This window comes from Vibrio bathopelagicus, from assembly GCF_014879975.1.
Classification (GTDB): domain Bacteria; phylum Pseudomonadota; class Gammaproteobacteria; order Enterobacterales; family Vibrionaceae; genus Vibrio; species Vibrio bathopelagicus.
In genome coordinates this window covers 2,264,839-2,290,261 of record NZ_CP062500.1, presented here as the reverse complement: position 1 = coordinate 2,290,261, position 25,423 = coordinate 2,264,839, and the positions used below count along the sequence as shown (strand labels likewise).

Sequence of the window (25,423 nt, the reverse complement as noted above, 5' to 3'; positions counted from 1 at the left end):
CTATGGCTATTCTACAAATTGGTGCAGGCGGCGTTGGTTGGGTTGTTGCACATAAAGCAGCACAAAATAACGAAGTACTGGGTGATATCACAATCGCTTCTCGCACAATCGCGAAATGTGAAAAAATCATCGAATCGATCAAAGGTAAAAACAACCTTAAAGATTCAACTAAGAAACTAGAAGCACGTTCAGTAGACGCTGACGATGTTGATGCGCTTGTTGCTTTGATTAAAGAAGTTAAGCCTGATCTAGTGATCAACGCTGGTCCTCCTTGGGTAAACATGACGATCATGGAAGCGTGTTACCAATCGAAAGTATCTTACTTAGATACATCAGTTGCGGTTGACCTATGTTCTGAAGGCCAACAAGTACCACAAGCTTACGATTGGCAGTGGGGCTACCGTGAGAAGTTCTCTGAAGCGGGCATCACAGGTATTCTTGGTGCTGGTTTTGATCCAGGTGTGGTATCAATTTTTGCAGCGTACGCGGTTAAGCACTTGTTCGATGAGATTGACTCAATTGATGTAATGGACGTGAATGCTGGCGACCACGGCAAAAAGTTTGCGACAAACTTTGACCCAGAAACCAACATGCTCGAGATCCAAGGCGATTCTTTCTACTGGGAAAATGAAGAGTGGAAACAAGTACCTTGTCACTCTCGTATGCTTGAGTTTGAATTCCCGAACTGTGGCTCTCACAAAGTGTACTCAATGGCACACGATGAAGTACGCTCAATGAAAGAGTTCATTCCAGCTAAGCGTATCGAATTTTGGATGGGCTTTGGTGATGCATACTTGAACTACTTCAACTGTATGCGTGATATCGGCCTTCTAAGCCCAGATCCGCTAACATTGCACGATGGCACTGTGGTTCAGCCTCTTCATGTTCTAAAAGCACTACTGCCAGATCCAACATCTCTAGCTCCGGGTTACACGGGCTTAACGTGTATCGGTACTTGGGTTCAAGGTAAGAAAGATGGTAAAGAGCGCAGCGTGTTCATCTACAATAACGCAGACCACGAAGTGGCTTACGAAGACGTAGAGCACCAAGCGATCTCTTACACAACAGGTGTTCCAGCAATTACCGCTGCACTGCAGTTCTTCCGTGGTGAATGGGCTGATAAAGGCGTGTTCAACATGGAACAGCTAAACCCAGACCCGTTCCTAGCAACCATGCCAGAAATCGGTCTAGATTGGCATGTTCAAGAGCTAGAGCCGACACAAGGTCTGCCTCTGATCCACAAATTGAAGTAATACATAGTTAGGCTCTTATCTCGCTTGGAATTACTGGGGGAATGACGAAGGTGATGGTTACTTCTTCGATGAGATGACTAAGAACATCGTCATTAGCTATAGTGAGGGACGAGCGTAATAGGGAATCTAAGCTGCTGTCGATTTCTATTGAACGACAGGTGGCTTTGAGAGATCCCCAACTCGCTCATTCTTCCCTCTTGGGGATGACGGAGAGTATATTTACTCCGTTATAGGATGACGAAAGGTGATTATTTTCTCTGGCATTTGACGAAAAAGATATTTACCTCATCTAATCAGTAATGCAGAAATCGTCATTCCCTAAAACGAGGAACGAGTGTAATAGGGAATCTCTAATACACTTAAAGACTCCCAATGTACTTACTTATATTGAGCCGACGCATCAGCGTCGGCTTTGTTCGATTATCATGTGTCTTCGTGAACTCGAGGGCCGCAAGGTATTAACATGCAAAACAATGAACTAAAAACGCCTTATTTCATGATCAACGAAGAGAAGTTGATTGCGAATTTAGAGATAGCCAAGCAGCTGAAAGAGATTTCAGGTGTGAAGTTGGTATTGGCACTCAAGTGTTTCTCTACATGGGGGGTGTTTGACATCATCAAACCTTACCTCGATGGCACGACCAGCTCTGGTCCATACGAAGTGAAGCTTGGTCACGAAACCTTCGGTGGCGAAACGCACGCTTACAGTGTGGGTTACAGCGAAGATGACGTGAGAGAAGTTGCTGATATCTGCGACAAGATGATCTTCAATTCACAAAGCCAGTTCGCGGCGTACAGACATATCGTTGAAGGTAAGGCTTCGCTGGGTTTGCGTTTAAACCCAGGCGTCAGCTATGCAGGGCAAGACTTAGCAAACCCTGCGCGTCAGTACTCTCGTTTGGGTGTGCAAGCTGATCACATCAAGCCTGAGATCTTCGATGAGATCAATGGCGTGATGTTCCACATGAACTGCGAGAACAAAGATGTCGACGCATTTATCGGCCTGCTTGATTCAATTTCAGAACAGTTTGGTGAGCACTTAGATAAGTTGGACTGGGTGAGCATGGGCGGTGGTGTGTTCTTCACATGGCCGGGCTATGACATCGAGAAACTGGGCCTTGCGCTAAAAGCCTTCTCTGAAAAGCACGGTGTGCAGATGTACCTTGAACCGGGTGAAGCTATCATTACTAAGACGACTGACTTAGTTGTGACTGTGGTTGATATCGTTGAGAACGTGAAGAAAACGGCAATTGTCGATTCGGCAACCGAAGCTCATCGCCTTGATACGCTTATCTACAATGAACCTGCATCGGTATTAGAAGCCTCTGAAAACGGTAGCCATGACTATGTGATTGGTTCGTGTTCATGCCTTGCGGGCGATCAGTTTTGCGAAGTAAGCTTTGATGAACCGTTGAAGATTGGCCAAAAGCTTCATCTGTTGGACAGTGCGGGTTACACCATGGTGAAACTGAACTGGTTCAATGGTCTGAAAATGCCATCGATCTATTGCGAGCGCAGCAATGGTGACGTTCAAAAGCTGAATGAGTTTGGTTATGAAGACTTCAAACGCTCATTGTCACAATGGTCAGTTCAATAACTGAGTCATCGCTTCAGAGCAATAAAAAGAGCAGCCAATGAGCTGCTCTTTATGTTTTTGGATAATTGTTAACCAGAGAAAAGAGTTAGGAAAGAAGTTAAGTGCTATCCGTTAGCTCTCAATAATCACTCGAGTATCTTCGCTGAGCGTTTCTAACTCGTTGACGACATCATCAATCAGAACTTCAATTGGCAGCTTAACGGCGATCTTAGAAGTAAATAAACTTGAGCTAACACCACCGCCGCCAGCGATGAAGACTCGGTGGCAATCCATATCGAGAATGCTGATCCCTTGTCTATCCAATACATGTGTTACTTCGTTGACGATGCCTGCTCGGTCGTTCGAGTCGAGTCGTAGGTGATGTATTGTGTCTTGTGCGTTGTGAGTATGGTCTGAATCAACAAACTGCACGATCAAGTCAGCATTGGCGCTGAAAGCTTCTTTGACAATTGATTCGTTGATGGCTGGAAGTTGAACCTTGAGTACGCCTGCGACTTGGTCTTCAATAAAGTTCACTTTACTGATGAGCCATTTCCCGTCGTTTTCGTGAGTAACCGCAGCAAGTTGCTTGATTGTTGCTGGTGATGCTTTTCCGATAAAGTTTACGATAAATGTACTGTTCATATCAGCCCCCAAAGTCTCAATTAATCGTTGCTAATTAAATGTTTGATATCACGCGATAAAATTCTTTAATTTCAGTGTAGAAGTTTACATCGAACAATGTTTGACCTACGTCAATTTTTGAAACTAAGCTTCGATGCAAAAAAAGAGAATGAAGAGTAGGGCACAAAAAAAGCGGCTAGAGAGCCGCTTTTTAGAAGAGTTGTCGTTATTATTTGTGGGCAGTAACTTAGAGCTCAGTAATAAGAAAGCCGACTTAGAAGGTTACTTTGAAGCTCATACCAACAAACTGAGAATCGTATCGTGCGCCAGCGTCGTAAGCGAATCGCGCGGCGTCTTGGTTATCCCACCAAGGGTTAGTATTCAGGTTAACTTCTGCGTCACCACCCCAAGCATCACTCACCCAGTAATGGATATGGCCCACAGGGTTTAGGAAGAATAGAGACACATCACCCATGGTTTGAGAACCCATCACTTCACCACCAGAAGCAACGATGTCTTGTTCTGCTTCTAGCATCATTTCACCGACAACCGCACCAAAGAATGGTGTGATGAACAGATCTTGCCAAGAAGGCACTTCAGCAAACGCTTCTACACCGTATTCCCAGAAGAACGTCGACATGGTCCAAGAGTATAAGAAAGATTCAAACTCATCGTAACCAGCGTGTCGTGCAGCCGTGTAGTAAACACCACCAAAATATGGGTGCATCACGTAGTTTAGGAAGTGTTCATCTCGGTCCCATACTGGGCCCTCAGACACGTTATCTTTCCACTTTTTACCTAATGAGCTGATATCACGTTGGTCATCATCCCACTTAGTGATACTTTCAGGTAGCAGAGTCATTAGACCCACTGTAGCGACACTTAAACCCAGAATGGTGTAGGTTTGACCCATTAGATAATCCCAATCCTTCTCTTGACTCACCAACATATGTTTTGGTTGTTGGATTGAGAAGTCATACTCATCACTTGATTCGCTCAGCGCGTAATTGGCACTTGGCTTGTAGGTGTACAAGCTATCATTAACACAGTAGTCTTGAGCACATTCATCCGAATAAGAAAGGTTGATTGGCTGGTCGAAGTCGTATTGGCTTGCAACCGAGTTAACTGACATTAGCATTGAAAATGCAGCAGTAACCTTCGCTAGTAACGGTGATTTGGCCACAAGGGTCTCCATGAGAAGTTAAGAATTGATCAGAGTCACAATTATCTATTAAATGCCTGATTTAGGGAACTAATAATTTATCGCTTTTCCTAAGAAAACCTTAGATTTAACATTAATAATATTTGTGAAAAGCTGGAATGTCTCAAATTCAACCATAGACCAGTTTATGAATAATGCAGTGTCTTTTTATGACCACAAGGGATAGAAATATGACGAAAATCGCAATGTTAAGCACAGGTGAAGAAGTTCTTCATGGAGACATTGTAGACACAAACGCAGCTTGGATGTCTGGAGAGTTTTACCAACACGGCTTTGCTCTCGCCAAACGTTCTACTGTGGGTGACCAAATGAATGCTCTCATTGAAGAACTGCTGATGCTGAGCTTTAACTATGATGTGGTTATCGTCAATGGTGGTTTAGGGCCGACAACTGATGACATGAGTGCTGCCGCCGCTGCCGCTGCTTCCGAGCAGAAATTAGTCATGTTCCCTGAGTGGCTAGATCGCATGGAAGAGATGTTTTTTGGACGTGGCATGCCGATGCCTGACAGCAACCTTAAACAAGCCTTGTTGCCAGCAAGCTCCGAGATTGTTGATAACCCCGTCGGAACTGCGTGTGGCTTCAAACTGAAGATCAACGATGCGACATTCTATTTCACGCCGGGTGTACCGAGTGAATTCAAGCGTATGGTGACCTTTGAAATCCTACCTGATTTGTCACGCGCTTATCCTCAAGTGGTTGCCTCTGAATGCAGTCGACTATTTACCTTTGGCTTATCTGAGTCGGGTATCTCTGATGTGTTGAACCAATTGAAACTGCCTGAAGGCTATGAGTTGGGTTATCGCTCTTATCTGCCGTTCATTGAGGTAAAACTGTTTGGGCCTAAGTCTGGATTAGAAACGCGCGTTAAACTGCTACAAATGGTGTACAAACTGTTAGAGAGCAATGTAGTCAGTGTTGATGAGCCGATGATTGACCATATTGGCCATATCATGGCAGAGAGAAAGAAAACCTTGTCTGTATCTGAAGTGTCGACCAAAGGCGCGCTTTCGGCTTGGCTACAATCGAATGAGCAGGTTGAAGATTGCTTTGGGCATTCTTGGGTGATGGCTGAACCAAAAGAGAGTGAGCTTGAAAAGAGCGATCCATTAGCGGCTACGTTTGCATTGGCTGGCGCAACAAGAGAAAAGTGTGGCACTGAATTAGCCTTAGTGACGGGCAAGTTAGAAGGTAATACATTCAGCATTGCACTATCGAGCGAAGCGGGTGAGTGGGGGCAAGTGCTTGAGTTTTACCGCCAATATAATCGTGAAGATGCGCGCACCATTATCAAAACCGTTGCGGCAGATATGCTGAGAAGACACCTAGACAACAAACCTATGTTTGGTGATTACTCTTCATTAAAACGCGTGAAGGATATGTTTATCCCTTCGGCGATCATCAAGTAAGTCTTTAGACTCGATAATCAAGCTTCTACTTAGTTAGCTCTTGAACCTAACAAATAAAAAGGCCTCACATCCATAGGGTTGTGAGGCCTTTTGTTTATCTAGCCTTCTAGATAAGCCAACAAGTGGCGAATAGCTCAGTAGCCAATGGTTACCAGTAGCTAACGATTAGCAACTGCTACCGACTATAAACGACTAAACGATTACAAACCGCTTGTCATATGTAGGCTGTAGAACAAACCACGGCCAATGAGTTCTGAAGCTAAGAACAGTACCAATGCTAAGCCTAGGTTTACTGGGTTCACCTTTGCTTTGTTCAGCATAGGTAGAATCCAAACCAACAAGCTTGCCATCAGCAATGCCACTTGAAGAATCACATAGCTACCTAAACCGTCAACCAACTCAGATGCTTTTGCTGCTGAAGTTTGGATGTCACCGATTAGGTTCAGTTTGCCTACTGTTACAAGCAAGCTGATCGCAACTGCAATAACAGCCAGCATCGTGATGTTGCGGTCAACGGTAAAGCGGCTGTCGTTAGCGAATACAATCACGAATTGAGACAGCAGCAAACCACCCACAACCATCGTCATGATGAAGCTTAGCGGTGTGTAGATGTTGTCCCATGTCGGTACTGTGTTGATCATGTATACGTTGATCATCGCGTACATGAAGATAACACCCAGCACCATAGCGCCAACCATCAGTGCTTTCTGAATAGCAACGCCACCTTTCTTAACTACAGAAAGTAGCCATTGTAGGCCGCCTACTGCGAAGAATGCTGCACCGAAGAATACCTCGTTAGATAGCCATGCAGAACCTAGTTGGTTAAAGGCATTAAACGCGCGCAGTGGAGAACCTAGGTGCGTTGTCGAGAACATGAAACCAAGCCCCATAAGTGCCCACAGAATGAACATTGGAACCTTGTAGCTGTTTAGCTTCTCTTCGTCATGGCCAAGTACCAGTGCACGTGCGCCAATCAGTAAGTAACCACCCACGGCTGTTTGAGCCAGTACCGTAAAGAAGATCAAAGACCACTCATGAAAAATCATCTTACACCTCCTTCGGGTTTGCTAGGTGACCACTGGTATCGCCAGTCGGCTTCGCGTTTTTGTTCAGCTTTATCACGATGTTTGGCAGTGTTTCGGCTGAAGATGGCAGTGGCGCCACATCTGCACCAGAACCGTACTTCTCGCGAAGTGTATTGATTTCACCAAACTCCAATGCACGAAGTGGGCAAGACTCAACACAGATAGGTTGTTTGCCTTCAGAAACACGTTGGTAGCAACCATCGCATTTGGTCATGTGACCTTTCTTCGCATTGTATTGTGGTGCGCCGTAAGGACACGCATTGCTACAGTGCTGACAACCAATACAAACGCTCTCATCAACCACAACCAAACCGTCTTCATCGCGTTTGTGCATTGCGCCCGAAGGGCACACTTTCACACACGCTGGGTTAGTACAGTGGTTACAAGCGATAGAAAGGTAGTAAGAAAAGACATCTTTCTGAACCCAGGTATCGCCATCTTGAGTGAAGCCACCACCTGCGTATTCGTACACGCGACGGTAGTTCGTTTTGATGTCGAGATCGTTATAATCTTTACAAGCAAGCTGACAGGTTTTACAACCCGTGCATTTACTTGAATCAATGTAAAAGCCGTATTGTTTCATTCCAACCTACCTTATGCTTTCTTTAGCGCTTTGATTTGAACTAGGTTTGTATGCTGAGGGTTACCCTTAGCAAGTGGGCTCGGGCGTTGAGTGGTCAACACGTTGATAGAGCCTGCATGGTCGATCTTCTGACCATCTGGTGCGTACCATGCACCTTCGCCTAGTGCGACAACTCGAGGAAGAATCCTTGGTGTCACTTTCGCTGGAATATGAACTTCGCCACGGTCGTTGAAAATACTCACCATGTCGCCGTTTTCGATACCACGTTCTTTGGCATCGATTGGGTTGATCCACAACTCTTGCGGTGCGGCTGCTTTGATTTCTGCAACGTTGCCGTAAGTGGAGTGAGTACGCGCTTTGTAGTGGAAGCCGGTTAGCTGAAGTGGGTACTTCTCTACTAATGGGTCGTTGTGGCCTTCGAAAGAATCCGCATAAATCGGAAGTGGGTGAATCACTTCGTCTTCTTTTAGCTTCCAAGTTTTCGCGATATCAGCCAGTTGCTCTGAGTAGATCTCGATCTTGCCACTTGGTGTGGTTAGTGGGTTTGCTTCTGGATCTTTACGGAAATCTTCATAAGCGATGTAGTGGTGATCGTAGCTACGTTTGTAGATACCCAGTTCTTTCATCTCTTCGAAGGTCGGTAGTGTTGGATCGTTCTTTCGAGTTTCAGCGTAAAGATGTTCAATCCACTGTTCTTGAGTACGGCCTTCTGTGAACTCTTTTTCCACGCCCATGCGCTTCGCCAGTTGAGAACACATCTCGTAGATAGATTTCGCTTCGAACTGAGGCTCAATCGCTTTCTGCGCGTAGATGAAGTAAGGCATGTTCGATGCTTTACCATCCATACACCAGTCGTCTTGCTCTGATGTTGTTAAATCTGGCAGGATGATATCGGCGTATTTCGCTGAAGAGGTCATATGGTTATCAACCACAACAATCATTTCACACGCACTTTCATCTTGAAGAATCGCGTGAGTCTTGTTGATGTCTGAGTGTTGGTTGATGATGCAATTACCTGCGTAGTTCCAGATCATCTTGATTGGGTTTTTAAGGCGTTCAGCACCACGAACACCATCAGTGATGTCAGTCATTTCATGGTGACGGTAAATCGCGTCTGTCCACATGAACATTGAAATAGACGTTTCAACTGGGTTTGGCACAGTAGGGAAGCGAACAAATGGAATATTGATGTCACTTTCACGTGCACCTGTAGAACCACCTGATACACCAACAGAACCGGTTAGTAGCGACAGCATCGCAATCGCACGACAAGCTAGCTCACCGTTCGCAGTGCGTTGTAACCCCCAACCTTGGTGGATAGCACATGGCTTCGCTGTACCCATTTCTCGACCAAGTTTAACGATGGTATCAACTGGAATACCTGTGATCTTAGAAGCCCACTCCGGCGTCTTCTCTACGCCATCTTCACCTAAACCTAGGATGTAAGATTTGTAGTCGCTGTTTTTAGGTGCTGATGCAGGAAGGGTCTTCTCGTCGTAACCGACACAGTATTTGTCTAGGAATGGTTGATCGACCAAGTCTTCAGTGATCATCACATGCGCAAGGCCTGCAACCAATGCAGCATCCGTAGAAGGGCGAATTGGGATCCATTGATCTTCACGGCCACCGGCAGTATCGGTGTAACGTGGATCGATGATGATCGTTCTTGCGTTTGATTTATTTTTGCTTTCAACGTAGTGGTGGATCAGACCGCCGCCAGACATACGTGTCTCAGCAGGGTTGTTACCAAACTGGATGTTAAGCTTGGTGTTCTCTAGATCAGAGAAAGAGTTGTTGTTTGCCCAACCACCGTAGGTGTAGCTCAAGCCTTTCGCGATTTGCGCTGTTGAGTAGTCACCGTAATGGTTTAGATAACCACCACTAAGGTTCATTAGACGAGCAATCAGCGTTTGCGCTGGTGGCCAAGATTTAGTCACCGTACCGCCAAGTGTACCTGTACCGTAGTTTAGGTAGATAGTGTCGTTACCGTAATCTTTGATAAGGCGCTGCATGGTGCCAGCAACTTCATCGTAAGCTTCTTCCCAGCTAATACGTTTGAATTTACCTTCACCACGTTTACCAACACGTTTCATTGGGTATTTCAGGCGATCTGGGTTGTAAACACGGCGGCGCATAGAGCGACCACGTAGACAAGCACGAACTTGGTGATGACCGTATTCGTCAGTACCAGTATTGTCAGTTTCTACGTATTTGATTTCACCGTTTTGCACATGCATACGTAATGGGCAGCGAGAGCCACAGTTTACAGTACATGCACTCCATACGATTTTCTCATCCACACTTTCAGCAACCGCAGCCGCTACTGGTTTGGATTTGAAAGGTAAAGCGATACCGCCCGCGAGTGCGGCTGCGCTACCTACCGCAGAAGAAGCCTTCATGAAGCCTCTTCGAGTAAGATTCATTACCCCAGATTCTTTCTTATTCGTCATTCTAAGATGCCTATTGTTATTGATGACTAGCACTTTATAGGTAGTTTGGTGTCTATGTTTTTATTTCTAGTTATTGATTGATTGGCATCAAATAAGAGCGAAATTTAAATGTTATGAATCGAATATATAAAATAGATCAAAGAATTCAATCGCCTTATTTATATAATTGTCGTTAAACCAATTACGGTATAAATAAGAATGATTATTGATACGCATAAATTGCTCGGTTCATTATTTTATCAAGCAACCAATAAAAAACAGTTAATAGATATTGTTCAAGCTTTAGTAGAGAGCCAAGTATTATCAGAAGATTGCTTACGGGCACTTCAAAACGAGCAGGAAGATGCGCTAACTGCAGAGTTTAGTCGACTGTTTGAAGGGGTTGGAGACATGCCAGCTCCGCCTTGGGGCTCTGTTTATCTCGATAAAGACCGTATTGTGTTTGGCGCATCGACTGTGGAATATCGACAGTTTTTAGAATTGAATCATATAGAATTAGATACGGGCTTAAGAGAGCCTGAAGACCAGTTTGGTTTAATGCTACTCGCACATGCATATTTGTTAGAAAATAATAATATTGATTCAGCTCGTGAATTATTAGAGATTCACTTATTAACCTGGTCTTCTGTTTATTTGGAAAAATTTAATTCAGCATCAGAGTTGTCTTTTTATAAGAAGCTATCAAGTGATGTAATAGATTGGCTTAAGCAATTAACATCTGAATATAATTTAAACGTTGCTACTAAAAAGTTATATATTGACTAATGCTTGAACAAATAAATTCAAATAGACGTGGTTTCTTAACTCGGCTTTCTAAACCGGTTAAAGCCGCCGCGAGTTATGAAGAAAAATCACAGCGCTTGCATGCAAGGCCACCAAGAGCAGTCGATGAGGTGCTGTTTGAGCGTCTTTGCGACGGTTGTGGTTTGTGTGAGCAAGCGTGTCCAAATAGCGTCATTGAGATGCTAGAGGGCAGTGCGCTGCTAAATTTGGATTACAACAGTTGTTCGCTATGTGATAAGTGCATTGAAGTATGCCCGACTGGTGCGCTTCATCAAACGGTCACGCCTTATATCGACCTCAAGCCTAGCTTTGCTGATAGCTGTAACAATTACATGCAAATGGATTGCAATGCGTGTCAGACCGCTTGTTCGGTCGGTGCGATACACATCGAGGTTGGGGAGTTGCCTACGGTAGCTCAAGATAAGTGTAATGGTTGTGGAGAGTGCCGAAGCGCTTGTTATATTGGATCAGTGACACTGAATCTGACTCAACAGTAAGCGTCTGGTTTGGCTTAGTGGGAACCAACAGGAACACTTTGGTTGAGCTATAGGTGAGTTGGTCTCAGAGGCCTAAAGACATGAATAGAAAAAGGGTCCGCATTCCTAGAGGAGGCGGACCCTTTTTTATATTTGTTATCTTTGAAGAAGCGCTGCTTTAAACCTAAAGCATTTCAAAAATAAAGCATTTGAACTTACGTAACTCAATCTAAAGCGAAACCAAACAAAATAAAACTAAGCAAGCGAGCTTAAGCCGAATGGGTTAGGCGCGCTTCTTCTTATTTCTGTGAATCACGTTACTTAGCGACAAATCGGTTTTTGCTTTGCAGATGCATGGCAAAATTTCATCGCCTTGTGTGTAAGCCATAGCAAAACCAACGTACTCAACTTCACCGGAATCCAACGTGCAACGACAAGCGCCACAGTGCCCATCTCGGCAGTTGTATTCTGGTTCTAAGCCCGCTTGTTCCATTGTTTCCAATAGAGTATTCGACGGGTTAGATTCAATCGAAGTCAGTTTGTTGATTTTGATTGTTGGCATTACAGCTCAAATCCTTCAAAGTCATCAGCTTTTACTTCGTTGTCGATTTGACCAACTAGGTAAGAACTGATTTCTGCTTCTTGTGGAGCAACTTGTACGTTATCTGAAGATAACCATGCGTTGATCCATGGAATTGGGTTCGATGTTGCGTCTGGGTAAGCAGTACCTAAACCAACAGCTTGCATACGGATGTTGGTAATGTATTCAACGTATTGGCAAAGAATGTCTTTGTTCAGACCAATCATAGAGCCATCTTTGAATAGGTATTCTGCCCACTCTTTTTCTTGCTCTGCCGCTTCTTTGAATAGGTCGAAACACTCTTGCTTACACTCTTCAGCGATCTGCATGAACTCGAAGTCATCTTGGCCGTTACGCAGCAAGTTGATCATGTGCTGTGTACCAGTAAGGTGAAGTGCTTCATCACGAGCGATTAGCTTGATGATCTTCGCGTTACCTTCCATTAGCTCACGTTCAGCGAATGCGAATGAACATGCAAAACTCACGTAGAAACGAATCGCTTCCAGTGCGTTTACAGACATTAGACATACGTAAAGCTTCTTCTTCAGGTCATGAAGTGAAATCTTAACGTCTTCGCCGTTGATGTTGTGGTTGCCTTCACCGTAGCGGTGGTAGTCAGCCGTCAGCTTGATCAAATCGTCGTAGTAAAACGCGATGTCTTTTGCACGCTTCAGGATCTCTTCGTTTTCAACGATGTCGTCAAATACTACGCCTGGATCATTTACGATGTTACGGATGATGTGCGTGTATGAACGAGAGTGAATCGTTTCAGAGAATGACCAAGTCTCAATCCAAGTTTCAACTTCTGGCAGTGATACCAAAGGAAGTAGGGCAACGTTAGGGCTGCGGCCTTGGATAGAATCTAGAAGTGTTTGATACTTCAGGTTAGAGATGAAGATGTGCTTTTCATGCTCAGGAAGCTTGTTGTAGTCGATACGGTCGCTAGACACGTCTACTTCTTCTGGGCGCCAGAAGAAAGAAAGCTGCTTTTCTATCAACTTTTCGAAGATTTCGAATTTCTGTTGGTCGTAACGTGCAACGTTTACCGACTGACCTAAGAACATTGGTTCTTTTAGTTGGTCATTTTTTTGTTGAGAAAAAGTACTGTAAGCCATAAATGCCTCAAATCCTTTAAGGACCCGCAATAAAACGAACCCTGTTAATGCTTTAAACCCAGAGAAGATAACTTCTCTGGGGTCTTAATGTTTATTGCGGTTTAGATCTTACAACCGCCACCTTCACAATCTTCTTCCGGCACTTGAACTGCATCGCCTTGGTCGTCTTTAGCACCATCACGCGTGTTATGGTAATAAAGCGTCTTAACACCGTACTTGTACGCTGTTAGCAAGTCTTTAAGCAGCTGCTTCATTGGTACTTTACCGCTGTCGTAAACACTTGGATCATAGTTAGTGTTTGCAGAGATAGCTTGGTCAACGAATTTTTGCATGATACCCACTAAGTGAAGGTAACCATCGTTATTACCAATGTTCCAAAGTAGCTCGTAGTTCTCTTTAAGATTTAGGAAATCAGGAACCACTTGCTTCAGGATGCCGTCTTTCGATGCCTTAACTGATACGTACCCACGTGGTGGCTCGATACCGTTAGTCGCGTTCGAGATTTGAGACGAAGTCTCAGAAGGCATAAGCGCTGTTAGCGTAGAGTTACGTAGGCCGTGCTCCATGATCTCTTCACGTAGCGTGTCCCAATCATAATGCAGTGGTTCTTCACATACTAAGTCGATATCTTTTTTGTAAGTATCGATTGGCAGTAGGCCTTTCGCGTAGTTGGTTTCGTGGAAAGATGGGCAACGGCCTTGCTCTTTCGCTAGGTCAACAGACGCTTTTAACAAGTGGTATTGAATTGCTTCAAAAGTACGGTGAGTCAGGCCATTTGCGCTGCCATCAGAGTACTTAACACCATTCTTCGCTAAGTAGTATGCGTAGTTGATTACACCCACACCTAGAGTACGACGGTTCATTGTCGACTTGCGTGCTGCTGGAAGCGGGTAGTCTTGGTAATCAAGCAGTGCATCTAGAGCACGAACAACCAATTCAGAAAGCTCAGCCAGATCGTCTAGCTCGTTGATTGCGCCTAGGTTAAACGCTGAAAGCGTACATAGTGCAATCTCACCTTCGTCATCTTCTACGTTAGAAAGCGGCTTAGTTGGTAGCGCGATTTCTAGACATAGGTTCGATTGACGAACAGGTGCTACTTCAGAATCAAACGGGCTGTGTGTATTACAGTGGTCAACGTTCTGAATGTAGATACGACCAGTAGAAGCACGCTCTTGCATTAGCAGAGAGAATAGCTCAACGGCCTTAACCGTTTCACGCTTCACTGAAGGATCGTTTTCGTACTTAACGTAAAGCGCCTCAAAACGCTCTTGGTTTTCGAAGAACGCGTCGTAAAGGCCAGGTACGTCAGAAGGTGAGAACAGGCTGATGTTGCCACCTTGAACAAGACGAGAGTACATAAGCTTGTTCAGCTGTACGCCGTAGTCCATGTGACGAACACGGTTCTCTTCAACGCCGCGGTTGTTTTTCAGTACTAATAGAGACTGAACTTCACCGTGCCATAGTGGGTAGAACACTGTTGCTGCGCCGCCACGAACACCGCCTTGAGAACAACATTTTACTGCTGTTTGGAAGTATTTGTAGAAAGGGATACAGCCAGTGTGGAACGCTTCACCATTACGGATTTCAGAACCAAGCGCACGGATACGACCTGCGTTGATACCAATACCAGCACGTTGAGATACGTAACGAACAATAGAGCTTGCTGTTGCGTTGATAGAATCAAGGCTGTCACCACACTCAATCAGTACACATGAACTGAATTGACGAGTAGGCGTACGTACACCAGACATAATTGGTGTAGGCAGAGAAATCTTAAACGTAGACGAGGCGTCGTAAAAACGTTTGATGTAATCCAGACGCGTTGATTTCGGGTATTTACCGAATAAACACGCAGCAACTAGGATGTAAAGGAACTGAGCACTCTCGTAGATTTCTTTTGTTACACGGTTCTGCACGAAGTATTTACCTTCAAGCTGCTTAACCGCCGCGTAAGAAAAGTTTAAGTCACGCTTGTGGTCGATGTACGCGTCAAGCTCTTCGAATTCAGCTTTCGTGTAGTCTTCTATTAGGTGGCTATCGTATTTACCCATATCAACCAGTTTTGCAACATGGTCATAAAGAGCAGGTGGCTCGTATTCACCGTACGCTTTTTTACGTAGGTGGAACACAGACAGACGTGCTGCTAGATATTGGTAATCAGGAGTCTCTTCAGAGATTAAATCCGCTGCTGACTTGATGATTGTCTCATGAATGTCAGTTGTGGTAATGCCATCGTAAAACTGAATGTGAGCTTTCAATTCTACTTGTGATACAGAAACATTGTGCAAGCCTTCAGCTGCCCATGTGATCACTCGATGGATTTTCTCTAAATCGATCGTTTCTTTGCGCCCGTTACGCTTGGTAACAGTAAGTTGTTGGTTCATTCTGCTTAATTTCCCTAACAAAACTGAACAAGGCCGTGTTTTTGTGTATTTCTGTGTAATTTTTGTAAATTACGTTTCGGCTTTGTGATCTTGGTCTACCCATATATTGTAGTTCAAACACAACATATAGGGTCATTTGTTTGTTGGGTTACAAGATAGTGCTACAACTGATATTTTCAAGGTAAAGAAATGGGGTTGCTTGTGGATAAGTGGTGGATTGAAAAAAAACTGTAAGTGACCACTAACTGATGAAGTTAGACGTGACTTGATTGTACAAAAGTCGACTTTTAAGGATGCTTTATTTTTGCACGCCCATAAAAAAAAATCTCTTGATCTTTGGGTAAAATAGGCAATGGATTTTGGACGATTAAATTTAAATCGAGGTGGTCAAAATGGAAGCTAGCGCACGAAATTTAGACTGAAAAAAGTCGCAAACTTATGGTAATTGCAACTCTTTTCATTCGTCTTTTTTACAAAATATTTTACGGTAGGGCTACCGATATTTTTTAGCCCAAGTTTTGAGTGTGAACGATGTAATTCACATCGACATTCGACCCTAAACGATACGTGTCTGTTAGTGGGTTGTAATGCAGCCCTGTAATGCCAAGTTCTTGGAGTGGCGTGTTGTCTATCATCTTAATGAGTTCAGCAGGGCGAATGAACTTCTCGTGCTCGTGCGTGCCTTCTGGGACTATTTTCAGTAGCTTCTCTGCACCAACAATCGCAAACAGGTAAGACTTAAAGTTACGGTTCAATGTTGAGAAGAACACATGGCCACCTGGTTTAACCAACTTTGAGCAAGCCGAGATAACCGATTGTGGGTCAGGAACGTGCTCTAGCATTTCCATGCACGTCACTACATCATACGTTTGTGGGTTTTGCTCCGCATGGTCTTCAATGGTGCTCTGAATGTAATCTAGCTTGGTGCCGGTTTCCAATGCGTGCAGACGAGCGACTTCTAAGGGCTCTTTACCCATATCTAGTCCGGTGACGACCGCTCCCTCAACGGCCATGCTCTCAGCCAAAATACCGCCACCGCAGCCAACATCGAGTACTTTCTTGCCAAATAGGCCTTCGGCTTTTTCTAGCACGTAATTTAAGCGCAACGGATTAATTTGATGTAGTGGCTTAAATTCGCCTTCTAGATCCCACCAGCGCGACGCCATGTCTTCGAATTTTTTGATTTCTGCTGGGTCTACGTTCTGTGATTTAGTCATAATCGGCATTTCCAAGTTAAATAATGCATCCATGAAATTGCAGGCATTATAACTTGCCTTTTCCTGCTGACCAGAAGATCTACAATTTTGCTAGTTTATTGGGTGTAAAGTGACCATGTTTCAGCAAGATATGACGCTGAGGTGCAATTTCTCATCAATAGATTGGCTACAAGGGTCACAAGATGGTAAAAGGAGAGGGAAAGTGATGCCTCCGTAGGTAAATTTGTGTTATATTTTTCGGTCTTATACGTATTCAAAAATACGATCTGACTATAGAGGGAAAATGGCTCTATGAGCGATCTAGCGAAAGAGATCACGCCCGTAAATATTGAAGATGAGCTTAGAGGTTCATACCTAGACTACGCGATGTCCGTCATCGTTGGTCGTGCCCTTCCAGATGTGCGTGATGGCCTAAAACCAGTACACCGCCGCGTTTTGTTCGCGATGAATGTATTAGGTAATGATTGGAACAAAGCATATAAAAAGTCTGCTCGTGTAGTAGGCGATGTAATCGGTAAATATCACCCACACGGTGATAGTGCGGTATACGAGTCAATTGTTCGTATGGCTCAGCCGTTTTCACTACGCTATATGTTAGTCGATGGCCAAGGTAACTTTGGTTCGGTTGACGGCGATTCAGCTGCGGCAATGCGTTATACCGAAGTTCGTATGTCAAAAATAGCTGGTGAGCTATTAACGGATCTTGATAAAGATACGGTTGACTTCGTTCCTAACTATGATGGAACCGAGCAAATACCAGCAGTTTTACCAACAAAAATACCAAACCTATTGGTTAACGGTGCTTCTGGTATCGCAGTAGGTATGGCTACCAACATCCCGCCGCATAACCTTGGCGAAGTTGTTGATGGCTGTTTAGCATTTATCAATAATGAAGACATCACTATTGATGAGCTAATGGACTACATCCCTGGTCCAGACTTCCCGACAGCAGCATTAATCAGTGGCCGTAAGGGCATTGTTGATGCATATAAGACTGGTCGTGGCAAAGTTTACATGCGCTCGCGAGCGAACATTGAAATGGAAAAGAACGGTAAAGAAACTATTATCGTTACTGAAATTCCGTATCAAGTGAACAAAGCTCGTCTGATCGAGAAGATTGCAGAACTTGTAAAAGACAAGAAAGTTGAAGGCATCAGTGCACTGCGTGACGAATCTGATAAAGATGGTATGCGTATTGTTATTGAATGTAAGCGTGATGCTGTAGGTGAAGTTGTACTAAACAACCTTTACTCACAAACTCAACTGCAAACAACTTTCGGCATCAACATGGTTGCTCTGAACAACGGCCAACCACAACTTTTCAACATTAAAGATATGTTGAAGTGTTTTGTTGATCACCGTCGTGAAGTTGTAACACGTCGTACTATCTTCGAACTGAAGAAAGCGCGCGACCGTGCACATATCTTGGAAGCTCTATCTTTAGCGCTTGCAAACATTGATGAAATCATTGAACTGATCAAGAACGCACCAACACCAGCAGAAGCTAAAGTTGGTCTAGTGTCTCGTGGTTGGGATCTTGGTAACGTTGCATCAATGCTTGAACGTGCTGGTACTGATGCAGCCCGTCCAGATTGGCTTGAAGACCAATACGGTATCCGTGATGGTCAATACTTCCTAACGGAAACTCAAGCGCAAGCTATTCTAGAACTTCGTCTTCACCGCCTAACTGGCCTTGAGCACGAGAAGATTCTAGACGAATACAAAGCACTTCTAGAAGAGATCGCTGAGCTAATGCATATTCTTGCAAGCACTGAGCGTTTGATGGAAGTGATCCGTGAAGAACTTGAAGCGGTACGTGATATCTATGGCGACGAACGTCGTACAGAAATCACAGCAGCGGTTCATGACATCGACATGGAAGAGCTAATTGCTCAAGAAGACGTGGTAGTAACACTTTCTAACGCAGGTTACGTTAAGTACCAAATCCTAAGCGACTACGAAGCTCAGCGTCGTGGTGGTAAAGGTAAGAGTGCGACTAAGATGAAAGATGAGGATTACATTGAGCGTCTGCTTGTTGCTAATACTCACGATAACATCTTATGTTTCTCTACTCGTGGTAAGACATACCGCTTGAAAGTTTACCAACTGCCTCAAGCAAGCCGCACCGCTCGTGGTAAGCCTATCGTTAACATTCTTCCTCTAGAAGAAGGTGAGCGTATTACGGCTATCCTGCCTGTTTCTGAATTCTCAAACGAGAAATTCATCTTCATGGCAACAGGCGACGGTACAGTTAAGAAGACATCACTGGATCAATTCGCAAACGTACGTGCTAACGGCTTAATCGCAGTTAACCTACGTGACGATGATTCACTGATTGGCGTTGATATTACTGATGGTAATAGCGACATCATGCTGTTCTCGAAGTCGGGCAAAGTTGTTCGCTTTAACGAGGACAAAGTACGTCCAATGGGTCGTACTGCCTCTGGTGTTCGTGGTATGAAGCTTCCAGAAGACGATCAAGTGGTTTCACTGATTGTTCCTTCAAACGAAGGCGATATCCTAACTGTGACTCAAAACGGTTACGGTAAGCGTACTGAGCTGGCTGAATACCCAACGAAAGGCCGTGCAACGCAAGGTGTAGTATCTATCAAAGTCTCTGATCGTAATGGCCCAGTAGTTGGTGCTGTTCAGGTTGAAGAAGGCGATGAAATGATGATGATCACCGACGCAGGTACATTAGTACGTACTCGCGTAGCGGAAGTTAGCCAAGTTGGTCGTAACACTCAAGGTGTGACACTGATTCGTACTGCTGAAGACGAGAATGTTGTAGGTCTACAACGTATCGACGAAGTAGAAGAAGCGGAGATTGTTGAAGGCGAAGAAACTGAAGAAGCAAATGCTGACGCAGTAAACGCTGAAACTATTAACGCAGGAGGAACAGTTGTTTCTGAATCAAGTGAAGAGCAAGCATCAGATGCTTCCGACTCTGAAAGTGATAGCGAGCAAGACACTGAGTAATCTCGATTACACTAAGTAATTAAGAGTACCAATGAAAAAACCGAGCCTAAGTGCTCGGTTTTTTATTGCCTGTCATTTCACTTTTCTTCTCACTTCGTTTAGGTCTTAGGTCTTAGGTCTTAGGTCTTAGGTCTTAGGTCTTAGGTCTTAGGTCTTAGCCCTAACCGTAACCCGTCGCTTTTATGCGAAAGTTTGAGCACTAAATCTCGAACGCTAAACTTTGATCAATAACGAGGCAGGGCGAAAACGATAGAGTAGGAGATAGAGCTAAATAAAAGGAATGTGGAATGGATATCTGGTTGTTGGTTGCGTTACTACTAATGAGTCTGTTTTTGATTGTGGTCGTTATTGCTGCGAGCAAGAATGGCAATTATCTAAAAGGCAATGTAGTGATTTCTCTTACCGCAGTGGCTTTAAGTGTGCTCGTCTGGTCTCAACTGAAACAAGAGTTACCTCAACTTCCTTTGGATGATAGCAACATCTACACGACGACAGATTTTGAGGATGAGCTTCAACAGAGCCTTGAGCAAGACCCGAATCAATCTGATTTGTGGTTTAAGCTTGGTGGTGTGTATATGCAGAAAGGGGAGTTTGATGCAGCGTTCACGTGCTATGACTATGCTATTCGTTTAGACAAGCAAGCGCCTTCAGGCTTATACGCAGCGAAAGCGACGGCGCTGTATTACTTGAGCTCTCAAACCATAAACAATCAAGTCAGTGAGCTGCTGGAACAATCTATGCTGCTTGATCCCAATGATCGAACTGCTTTGATGCTGATTGCGACCGATCACTTCATTAGCATGCGCTATCAACAAGCGATCGATGCTTGGACACAAATACTCGATTCGAATCAAAAGGGCATTGATCGTGTCTCTATTATTCATTCGATCAACCAAGCCAAACAGATGATCCGTTAAGCTTGGGAGAATTGCTAAAGAGGCGATCTTAATTAAGAGCTCATTTCTAAGACTACTGGCTATCTAGCATCTCTGTTAACCCACCTGCGTTATGGATTTGAGTAAACCCTTGAGCACGCAAGAACTGATAAGCTTGTCCTGAACGATTGCCACTGCGGCAATATAAAACGATCAGTCGGTCTTTCTCTATCTGGGCGAAGTGAGTAGCCACTTCAGAAAGAGGGTAGTTGATGGCGTTATCTAGATGCCCTTGTTCGAACTCTTCAGGTGTTCTGACATCAACGACTAATGCGCCTTTCTCTATTAATTCCCACCCTGTTTCTGCACGCTCAGAGGCGTGAACGCCTGAACTGAGTAGTGCAATACATAATGCCGAAAGCGAAAGTAGGGTTCTCATTCTTGATTCCTTAAATTGGCGAGTGGATTGGGGGTGTCGATATTGATGTTTATTCCCCCAAAACCTAAAAAAACCAGCCACACAACAATAGTGTGACTGGTTTTTACTTAATGGTCTAATTGAAGAAACTAGTATTCGTAGTTGGCTTCACGCTTTTCAGCTTGCTCTTCCCATTTAGGAACAACCGTGTCTAAGAAGTGTTGTTTCTCAGCGTTCATCTTATCCATGTCCATTCCAAGCGCTTTTTGAGCCGCTTCTTTTGTCGAGATATCTGGAATCTCGATTGGATCGGTGATGCCTTTCTTCGCCAGTAGACGAACAATCTTAGTTCGAGCATCCGCTGCGCGGTCAACGGCAGTACCTAACACTTCTAGAGCGATTTCAGGTGCATGCATATGAATGCCGTGAGACGCAATAGCGTAGTCCCAGCGCCATTGAGCATGACGGATATCCAGTAGGATAGGCTCCATTTCTTGCTCTGTTGCACCCGCTTCCCATGCCGCGCCAGCTTCAAAGTGAGCAGCTACGATTTGTTTTTCAGCAGTAAGCTTCATATTCAGTACTTGCGCTTTACGGCTTGAAACGATGTTACGCATGGTTTCTTTAGATTGAGTATGACAGTTAGCACAAGTATCTTCGAAACGGTCGAATGGGTTACCCACTTTATGGTCGGTATAAACGGTACCATCTTCTTTGGTTACTTTAGGCATATGGCAATCAACACAAGCGACTTTGTTTTTGCCGTGAATACCTTCACGCCAAGTTTCATAGCCTGGGTGCTGAGCTTTTAGCATTGGTGCTTTTGATACTTTGTGTGTCCAATCCTTAAAGCCGATCTCATCGTAGTATTCTTCCATTTGCTCTACGCGAGTCCCTTTATCCCAAGGGAATTTCACGCCTTTCGTCGGACCTGTGAAGTAGTATTCCACGTGGCACTGAGCACAAACGGAAGCTTGCTGATCTAAACGACCTTGGTCTTCAAACTTCTTACCAATCGCGTCAAATGCACGCTCAACGTAAGGGCGAGTAACTTTCAGTGCCGGTTCACCGTTTTTAAAGCCTTCGCTTTGGGTATCGTGACAGTCTGAACAGCCAATAGGGTTAACTATCTCGTTGCCAAGACGTGCCCATTTACCTTCGAAGTAACCATCTTCGCCACGTTCTTCAATAACACGTGCGACGTCTGGGCTTTTACAGCTCCAACACGCCATTGGCATTGGGCCTGAGCTTTCGTCAGTTGGGCCGCCAGTACGAAGCGTTTGTCGTACATCGTCAATCGCATAAAAGTGACCACGTGCTTTGTTGTAATCTTTTGCGAAGCCGTAGCCAGCCCACATGATGACCATGTTGGGATCTTCTTTTAGTGCATCTTCAATGGTTTCGCTTTCTGAAGTCTGTCTCCATGAATGATATTGATCTGGGTGGTTTTGCTCGAACTGGTCGTTACGAGGATCGCCAATTTCTTTTTGTTCAGACGCAGCAAAACTGGTCGCGCTTGCTAGTGATGCGCTAACCATTAATAGTGCTGTGACCGAATTACGTATCCAATGCTTTTTCACAGTGATATCTCCAATATACTGATTCTTATACCAAGCGTTGTGAGTTTGCTATTCAAATTAAGAACTGGAGAATTCCTGTTTATATTAATTCATAAACAAACACATTTTGTTACGTGTTGGATATAGCTTGTCTTAGATCAATTAATGGTAGTGACTTCAATCACGTTGAAGTTTATATACCCCTAAAGGGGTATTGGTGGGTAGTGTCATTAAAATTTAATTGAGAATTATTATCATATATAACAATCAATTACCTGAATTGACCATGATATAAATAGGGTTATTGCGTTCACAGAATAACCCATCCAAATTTCGTATTACCCAATTAGAGGTATATTCTAACTATAGAAAGCGTTGTGGCTTATCCAAAATAAGAATTGATATCATTTAAGCGGTAATAATATCGTTTAAGGGTACTTTTGTTTAACCGGAATATTATTTAGTTGAGAGTTAAATAATGCCGGTATAAGGAAAGGATAAAATGGGCAATATTAAATTGGCCATAGTCATAATGCTTAAATCCCTTCTAGCATTCTGCCTCTATGGTTATTCCATTCATGCTGTTGCTGAGCCTGCTGTTACGCCAGTAGGAGAATCAACAAGACATGAAGTCGAATTAATCCGCGACAAAGATTACAAGTGTGTTCAATGCCATAAAGATTCCAAAGAAACCGTATTGGGCTCTCATGGTGAAAGCGCACACGCTTTACTTGGCCGTGAAGTGAATTGTACTGATTGTCATACCTCTATTAGCCCCGATCACCGTGAAGGTGCACCTGAAGTGGTGAAATATCGTTCGGCTCAATCACAACCGGGAACTGAGAAGGTTTTCCTAGACCCAAGCTTAATTTTAGATGCGAATAGCCAATGTATAGATTGTCATAAACCGGATGATCTTCGTGAAGCTAGCTGGACTCACGATGTTCACGCGCAAAACTTAACCTGTTCAAACTGTCATGATGTTCATGCCACTGAAGCGAAAGTGTTGGGTTTAGATAAAAAGCAAACCATCAAGCTGTGTGTGGATTGCCATTCAGACTTCAACCAGAAGAAAGAAGGGGAGTAATCTATGAGCTGCTCAAGAAGAAACTTTTTAGCAGGTGCTGGTGCCGTTATTTTTACCACGGGTGTCGCGGGAACCGCGGCGGTAACAAGTCGTAAAACGTTGGCCAACGTTCAAGAAGATGGCACTAAGCGTTATGGAATGATTCATGACGAAACCGCTTGTATTGGTTGTACTGCTTGTACCGAAGCATGCCGTGAAGTGAACAAAGTGCCTGAAGGCGTGTCACGATTAGAAATTATTAAGAGTGAGCCTCAAGGCGAATATCCGAATGTTGATTACCGTTTTACTCGTAACTCTTGTCAACATTGTGATAATGCACCCTGTGTCATGGTTTGTCCTACAGGTGCGGCCTACAAAGATGAAAAAACTGGCATCGTTGATGTGCATAAAGAGAAATGTGTCGGCTGTGGTTATTGTCTACTGGCATGTCCTTATCAAGTGCGCTTTTTCCATCCGGAGAATAAATCCGCAGATAAATGTAACTTCTGTCGTGATACCAACCTAGCACAAGGTAAGTTACCTGCTTGTGTCGAATCTTGCCCAACCAAAGCGTTGATTTTTGGTGATTTAAATGATCCTAAGAGTGAGATAAACCAAGTACTTCAATCTGAGGTGGTTTACAGAGACAAAGCCTATCTAGGTACTCAGCCAAAGCTCTATAAAGTGCCACACCAAAAAGGGGAGATTTGATTATGAGTGCATGGGACGCAGCTTTTCAGTCTGGTACGGTGGTATGGGACTGGATTATAGCAATCTATCTATTTCTTGCGGGGATGTCGGCGGGTGCCGTAATGATCTCCATTTACCTTAAGCGTAAAGTCATTGAAGGTGATCCTGCCCATAATGGTGTGTTAAAGGCCACGGCTTTTCTTGCGCCCTTTGGGATCATTTCAGGTCTGCTGATCTTGGTTTTCCACCTAACAAAACCGTTATCATTTTGGAAGATCATGATCTTCTACAATCCAACGTCTGTGATGTCGATGGGTGTGATCTTATTCCAAGTGTATATGGTGATCTTGTTCCTTTGGATCGGCATTATATTTAGAGATCAAATCGTCGGGTTCTTGAATGACCAAGTATGGTTAAAAGGACGACTCGATTTTGTTGGTAACTGGATTGGCAAATTAGAAGTGTTCGAGAATGCTTTGGAAATATTCTTAGCTGTTCTTGCTCTGATGCTTGCCGCTTATACAGGATTCCTGCTTTCCGCTCTAAATACCTTCCCACTGTTGAATAACCCAGTGCTGCCGATTTTGTTCTTATTCTCGAGCTTATCTTCGGGAGCGGCGGCATGTATTTTATTTGGTGTGTTGGTCTTTAAAGAATCACCTCATAGCCCGAGTATTTCATGGATCCACGGCTTCGAGCGCCCTGTCGTGATGTTTGAGTTGTTTGTTCTTATTACTTTCTTTACTGGGCTTATCTTCGCTGGTGGTCAAAGTGAGCAAGCAGTATGGAACGCAATTGGCAGTGGTTTCTGGGCGAGTTGGTTCTGGTATGGCGTGATCGGTGTTGGTATGGTTTTACCGTTGTTGCTGAATGCGGTCACACCAACGTCTATCCGTCATAGTTCGGTGTATATTTTCTCTGTAACTTCGTTAAGCCTGATGGGCGTGTTAATGCTGCGAACTTTTGTCCTTTATGCAGGGCAGTTAACGTTAGCTTAATTTCGCGCAAGTTTATTAGTGAGCAGATGTCGGATACTAAACATCTGCTTATTAATGAACATATTCTTAGTAAGCATGTTT

The 25,423-nt window shown here is 44.1% G+C and carries 21 protein-coding genes; 10 read left to right on the top strand and 11 right to left on the bottom strand.

From position 1 onward, the window contains the following. Positions 1–2: 2 nt before the first annotated feature. Positions 3–1,253, top strand: a complete 1,251-nt coding sequence (locus IHV80_RS10080) for a carboxynorspermidine synthase (RefSeq protein ID WP_192888955.1) — start codon at positions 3–5, stop codon at positions 1,251–1,253. Positions 1,254–1,716: 463 nt separating this feature from the next. Next, positions 1,717–2,850: a carboxynorspermidine decarboxylase gene (gene nspC / locus IHV80_RS10075; protein ID WP_192888954.1), complete on the top strand. Its 1,134-nt coding sequence runs from the start codon at positions 1,717–1,719 to the stop codon at positions 2,848–2,850. 111 nt (positions 2,851–2,961) lie between these two features. Here the strand turns inward: nspC and IHV80_RS10070 are convergent, their stop codons facing one another. Both IHV80_RS10070 and IHV80_RS10065 read right to left on the bottom strand, forming a co-directional pair. Next, on the bottom strand, positions 2,962–3,474 hold the full coding sequence (locus tag IHV80_RS10070) for a glycine cleavage system protein R (protein WP_017110982.1): 513 nt from the start codon (positions 3,472–3,474) through the stop codon (positions 2,962–2,964). A gap of 253 nt (positions 3,475–3,727) precedes the next feature. Further along, the gene (locus IHV80_RS10065; protein ID WP_192888953.1) at positions 3,728–4,636 is read right to left on the bottom strand and encodes a DUF3943 domain-containing protein; all 909 of its coding nucleotides are present in this window, start codon (positions 4,634–4,636) and stop codon (positions 3,728–3,730) included. Positions 4,637–4,845: 209 nt separating this feature from the next. Between IHV80_RS10065 and IHV80_RS10060 the strand changes: the two genes are divergently transcribed. Further along, complete coding sequence (locus tag IHV80_RS10060) at positions 4,846–6,084, top strand: CinA family nicotinamide mononucleotide deamidase-related protein (protein ID WP_192888952.1); 1,239 nt, start codon at positions 4,846–4,848, stop codon at positions 6,082–6,084. 200 nt (positions 6,085–6,284) lie between these two features. Here IHV80_RS10060 and IHV80_RS10055 read toward each other — a convergent pair whose 3' ends face one another. Genes IHV80_RS10055 through IHV80_RS10045 form a run of 3 tightly spaced genes read right to left on the bottom strand, consistent with a single transcriptional unit; the run spans position 6,285 to position 10,202 of the window. Then, positions 6,285–7,130: a dimethyl sulfoxide reductase anchor subunit family protein gene (locus IHV80_RS10055; protein ID WP_050653716.1), complete on the bottom strand. Its 846-nt coding sequence runs from the start codon at positions 7,128–7,130 to the stop codon at positions 6,285–6,287. 1 nt (position 7,131) lies between these two features. Continuing rightward, positions 7,132–7,752 (bottom strand): DMSO/selenate family reductase complex B subunit, encoded by a 621-nt coding sequence (locus IHV80_RS10050; protein ID WP_192888951.1) that lies wholly within the window; start codon positions 7,750–7,752, stop codon positions 7,132–7,134. A gap of 11 nt (positions 7,753–7,763) precedes the next feature. Then, positions 7,764–10,202: a DmsA/YnfE/YnfF family dimethyl sulfoxide reductase gene (locus IHV80_RS10045; RefSeq protein ID WP_192888950.1), complete on the bottom strand. Its 2,439-nt coding sequence runs from the start codon at positions 10,200–10,202 to the stop codon at positions 7,764–7,766. A gap of 198 nt (positions 10,203–10,400) precedes the next feature. On the opposite strand from IHV80_RS10045, the gene IHV80_RS10040 reads away from it, so the two are divergent. Then, positions 10,401–10,967, top strand: a complete 567-nt coding sequence (locus IHV80_RS10040; protein ID WP_192888949.1) for a TorD/DmsD family molecular chaperone — start codon at positions 10,401–10,403, stop codon at positions 10,965–10,967. Then, a complete protein-coding gene (gene napF, locus IHV80_RS10035; protein WP_192888948.1) occupies positions 10,967–11,482 on the top strand; it encodes a ferredoxin-type protein NapF in 516 nt (171 codons plus the stop codon). Before IHV80_RS10040 ends, napF begins: the two co-directional genes overlap by 1 nt. A gap of 262 nt (positions 11,483–11,744) precedes the next feature. On the opposite strand, the gene yfaE is transcribed toward napF, so the two are convergent. From yfaE to ubiG, 4 genes are all read right to left on the bottom strand, one after another. Beyond that, positions 11,745–12,023: a class I ribonucleotide reductase maintenance protein YfaE gene (gene yfaE / locus IHV80_RS10030; protein WP_192888947.1), complete on the bottom strand. Its 279-nt coding sequence runs from the start codon at positions 12,021–12,023 to the stop codon at positions 11,745–11,747. Next, positions 12,023–13,156 (bottom strand): class Ia ribonucleoside-diphosphate reductase subunit beta, encoded by a 1,134-nt coding sequence (gene nrdB, locus IHV80_RS10025; RefSeq protein ID WP_192888946.1) that lies wholly within the window; start codon positions 13,154–13,156, stop codon positions 12,023–12,025. The genes yfaE and nrdB overlap by 1 nt, the downstream gene beginning before the upstream one ends. A gap of 101 nt (positions 13,157–13,257) precedes the next feature. Continuing rightward, complete coding sequence (nrdA, locus tag IHV80_RS10020; RefSeq protein ID WP_192888945.1) at positions 13,258–15,540, bottom strand: class 1a ribonucleoside-diphosphate reductase subunit alpha; 2,283 nt, start codon at positions 15,538–15,540, stop codon at positions 13,258–13,260. A gap of 506 nt (positions 15,541–16,046) precedes the next feature. Further along, positions 16,047–16,790: a bifunctional 2-polyprenyl-6-hydroxyphenol methylase/3-demethylubiquinol 3-O-methyltransferase UbiG gene (ubiG, locus tag IHV80_RS10015; protein WP_192888944.1), complete on the bottom strand. Its 744-nt coding sequence runs from the start codon at positions 16,788–16,790 to the stop codon at positions 16,047–16,049. 258 nt (positions 16,791–17,048) lie between these two features. On the opposite strand from ubiG, the gene gyrA reads away from it, so the two are divergent. Together gyrA and IHV80_RS10005 are read left to right on the top strand one after the other, a co-directional pair. Beyond that, the gene (gyrA, locus tag IHV80_RS10010) at positions 17,049–19,736 is read left to right on the top strand and encodes a DNA topoisomerase (ATP-hydrolyzing) subunit A (RefSeq protein WP_192888943.1); all 2,688 of its coding nucleotides are present in this window, start codon (positions 17,049–17,051) and stop codon (positions 19,734–19,736) included. A 287-nt stretch (positions 19,737–20,023) separates the two neighbouring features. Beyond that, positions 20,024–20,653: a TPR domain-containing protein gene (locus IHV80_RS10005; RefSeq protein WP_192888942.1), complete on the top strand. Its 630-nt coding sequence runs from the start codon at positions 20,024–20,026 to the stop codon at positions 20,651–20,653. Positions 20,654–20,705: 52 nt separating this feature from the next. Here IHV80_RS10005 and IHV80_RS10000 read toward each other — a convergent pair whose 3' ends face one another. Beyond that, on the bottom strand, positions 20,706–21,050 hold the full coding sequence (locus IHV80_RS10000; protein WP_192888941.1) for a rhodanese-like domain-containing protein: 345 nt from the start codon (positions 21,048–21,050) through the stop codon (positions 20,706–20,708). Positions 21,051–21,178: 128 nt separating this feature from the next. Next, the gene (gene nrfA, locus IHV80_RS09995) at positions 21,179–22,609 is read right to left on the bottom strand and encodes an ammonia-forming nitrite reductase cytochrome c552 subunit (protein ID WP_192888940.1); all 1,431 of its coding nucleotides are present in this window, start codon (positions 22,607–22,609) and stop codon (positions 21,179–21,181) included. A 481-nt stretch (positions 22,610–23,090) separates the two neighbouring features. On the opposite strand from nrfA, the gene nrfB reads away from it, so the two are divergent. From nrfB to nrfD, 3 genes are read left to right on the top strand one after another with little or no spacing between them, the layout of a single operon-like run. Next, a complete protein-coding gene (nrfB, locus tag IHV80_RS09990; RefSeq protein ID WP_192888939.1) occupies positions 23,091–23,675 on the top strand; it encodes a cytochrome c nitrite reductase pentaheme subunit in 585 nt (194 codons plus the stop codon). Between the two features lie 3 nt (positions 23,676–23,678). After that, positions 23,679–24,365, top strand: a complete 687-nt coding sequence (gene nrfC / locus IHV80_RS09985) for a cytochrome c nitrite reductase Fe-S protein (protein WP_192888938.1) — start codon at positions 23,679–23,681, stop codon at positions 24,363–24,365. A 2-nt stretch (positions 24,366–24,367) separates the two neighbouring features. After that, the gene (nrfD, locus tag IHV80_RS09980; protein WP_192888937.1) at positions 24,368–25,342 is read left to right on the top strand and encodes a cytochrome c nitrite reductase subunit NrfD; all 975 of its coding nucleotides are present in this window, start codon (positions 24,368–24,370) and stop codon (positions 25,340–25,342) included. Positions 25,343–25,423: the final 81 nt, after the last annotated feature.

What these genes read in the sequence shown, in the direction of transcription:
- IHV80_RS10005 (WP_192888942.1), top strand. Translation starts at nt 20,024, where the DNA reads ATGGATATCTGGTTGTTGGTTGCGTTACTACTAATGAGTCTGTTTTTG.
- IHV80_RS10000 (WP_192888941.1), bottom strand. Translation starts at nt 21,050, where the DNA reads ATGAGAACCCTACTTTCGCTTTCGGCATTATGTATTGCACTACTCAGT.
- IHV80_RS10050 (WP_192888951.1), bottom strand. Translation starts at nt 7,752, where the DNA reads ATGAAACAATACGGCTTTTACATTGATTCAAGTAAATGCACGGGTTGT.
- nrfD (WP_192888937.1), top strand. Translation starts at nt 24,368, where the DNA reads ATGAGTGCATGGGACGCAGCTTTTCAGTCTGGTACGGTGGTATGGGAC.
- nrdB (WP_192888946.1), bottom strand. Translation starts at nt 13,156, where the DNA reads ATGGCTTACAGTACTTTTTCTCAACAAAAAAATGACCAACTAAAAGAA.
- IHV80_RS10070 (WP_017110982.1), bottom strand. Translation starts at nt 3,474, where the DNA reads ATGAACAGTACATTTATCGTAAACTTTATCGGAAAAGCATCACCAGCA.
- nrdA (WP_192888945.1), bottom strand. Translation starts at nt 15,540, where the DNA reads ATGAACCAACAACTTACTGTTACCAAGCGTAACGGGCGCAAAGAAACG.
- yfaE (WP_192888947.1), bottom strand. Translation starts at nt 12,023, where the DNA reads ATGCCAACAATCAAAATCAACAAACTGACTTCGATTGAATCTAACCCG.
- IHV80_RS10080 (WP_192888955.1), top strand. Translation starts at nt 3, where the DNA reads ATGGCTATTCTACAAATTGGTGCAGGCGGCGTTGGTTGGGTTGTTGCA.
- nrfC (WP_192888938.1), top strand. Translation starts at nt 23,679, where the DNA reads ATGAGCTGCTCAAGAAGAAACTTTTTAGCAGGTGCTGGTGCCGTTATT.
- gyrA (WP_192888943.1), top strand. Translation starts at nt 17,049, where the DNA reads ATGAGCGATCTAGCGAAAGAGATCACGCCCGTAAATATTGAAGATGAG.
- napF (WP_192888948.1), top strand. Translation starts at nt 10,967, where the DNA reads ATGCTTGAACAAATAAATTCAAATAGACGTGGTTTCTTAACTCGGCTT.
- IHV80_RS10060 (WP_192888952.1), top strand. Translation starts at nt 4,846, where the DNA reads ATGACGAAAATCGCAATGTTAAGCACAGGTGAAGAAGTTCTTCATGGA.
- IHV80_RS10040 (WP_192888949.1), top strand. Translation starts at nt 10,401, where the DNA reads ATGATTATTGATACGCATAAATTGCTCGGTTCATTATTTTATCAAGCA.
- ubiG (WP_192888944.1), bottom strand. Translation starts at nt 16,790, where the DNA reads ATGGATGCATTATTTAACTTGGAAATGCCGATTATGACTAAATCACAG.
- nrfB (WP_192888939.1), top strand. Translation starts at nt 23,091, where the DNA reads ATGGGCAATATTAAATTGGCCATAGTCATAATGCTTAAATCCCTTCTA.
- nspC (WP_192888954.1), top strand. Translation starts at nt 1,717, where the DNA reads ATGCAAAACAATGAACTAAAAACGCCTTATTTCATGATCAACGAAGAG.
- IHV80_RS10045 (WP_192888950.1), bottom strand. Translation starts at nt 10,202, where the DNA reads ATGACGAATAAGAAAGAATCTGGGGTAATGAATCTTACTCGAAGAGGC.
- IHV80_RS10055 (WP_050653716.1), bottom strand. Translation starts at nt 7,130, where the DNA reads ATGATTTTTCATGAGTGGTCTTTGATCTTCTTTACGGTACTGGCTCAA.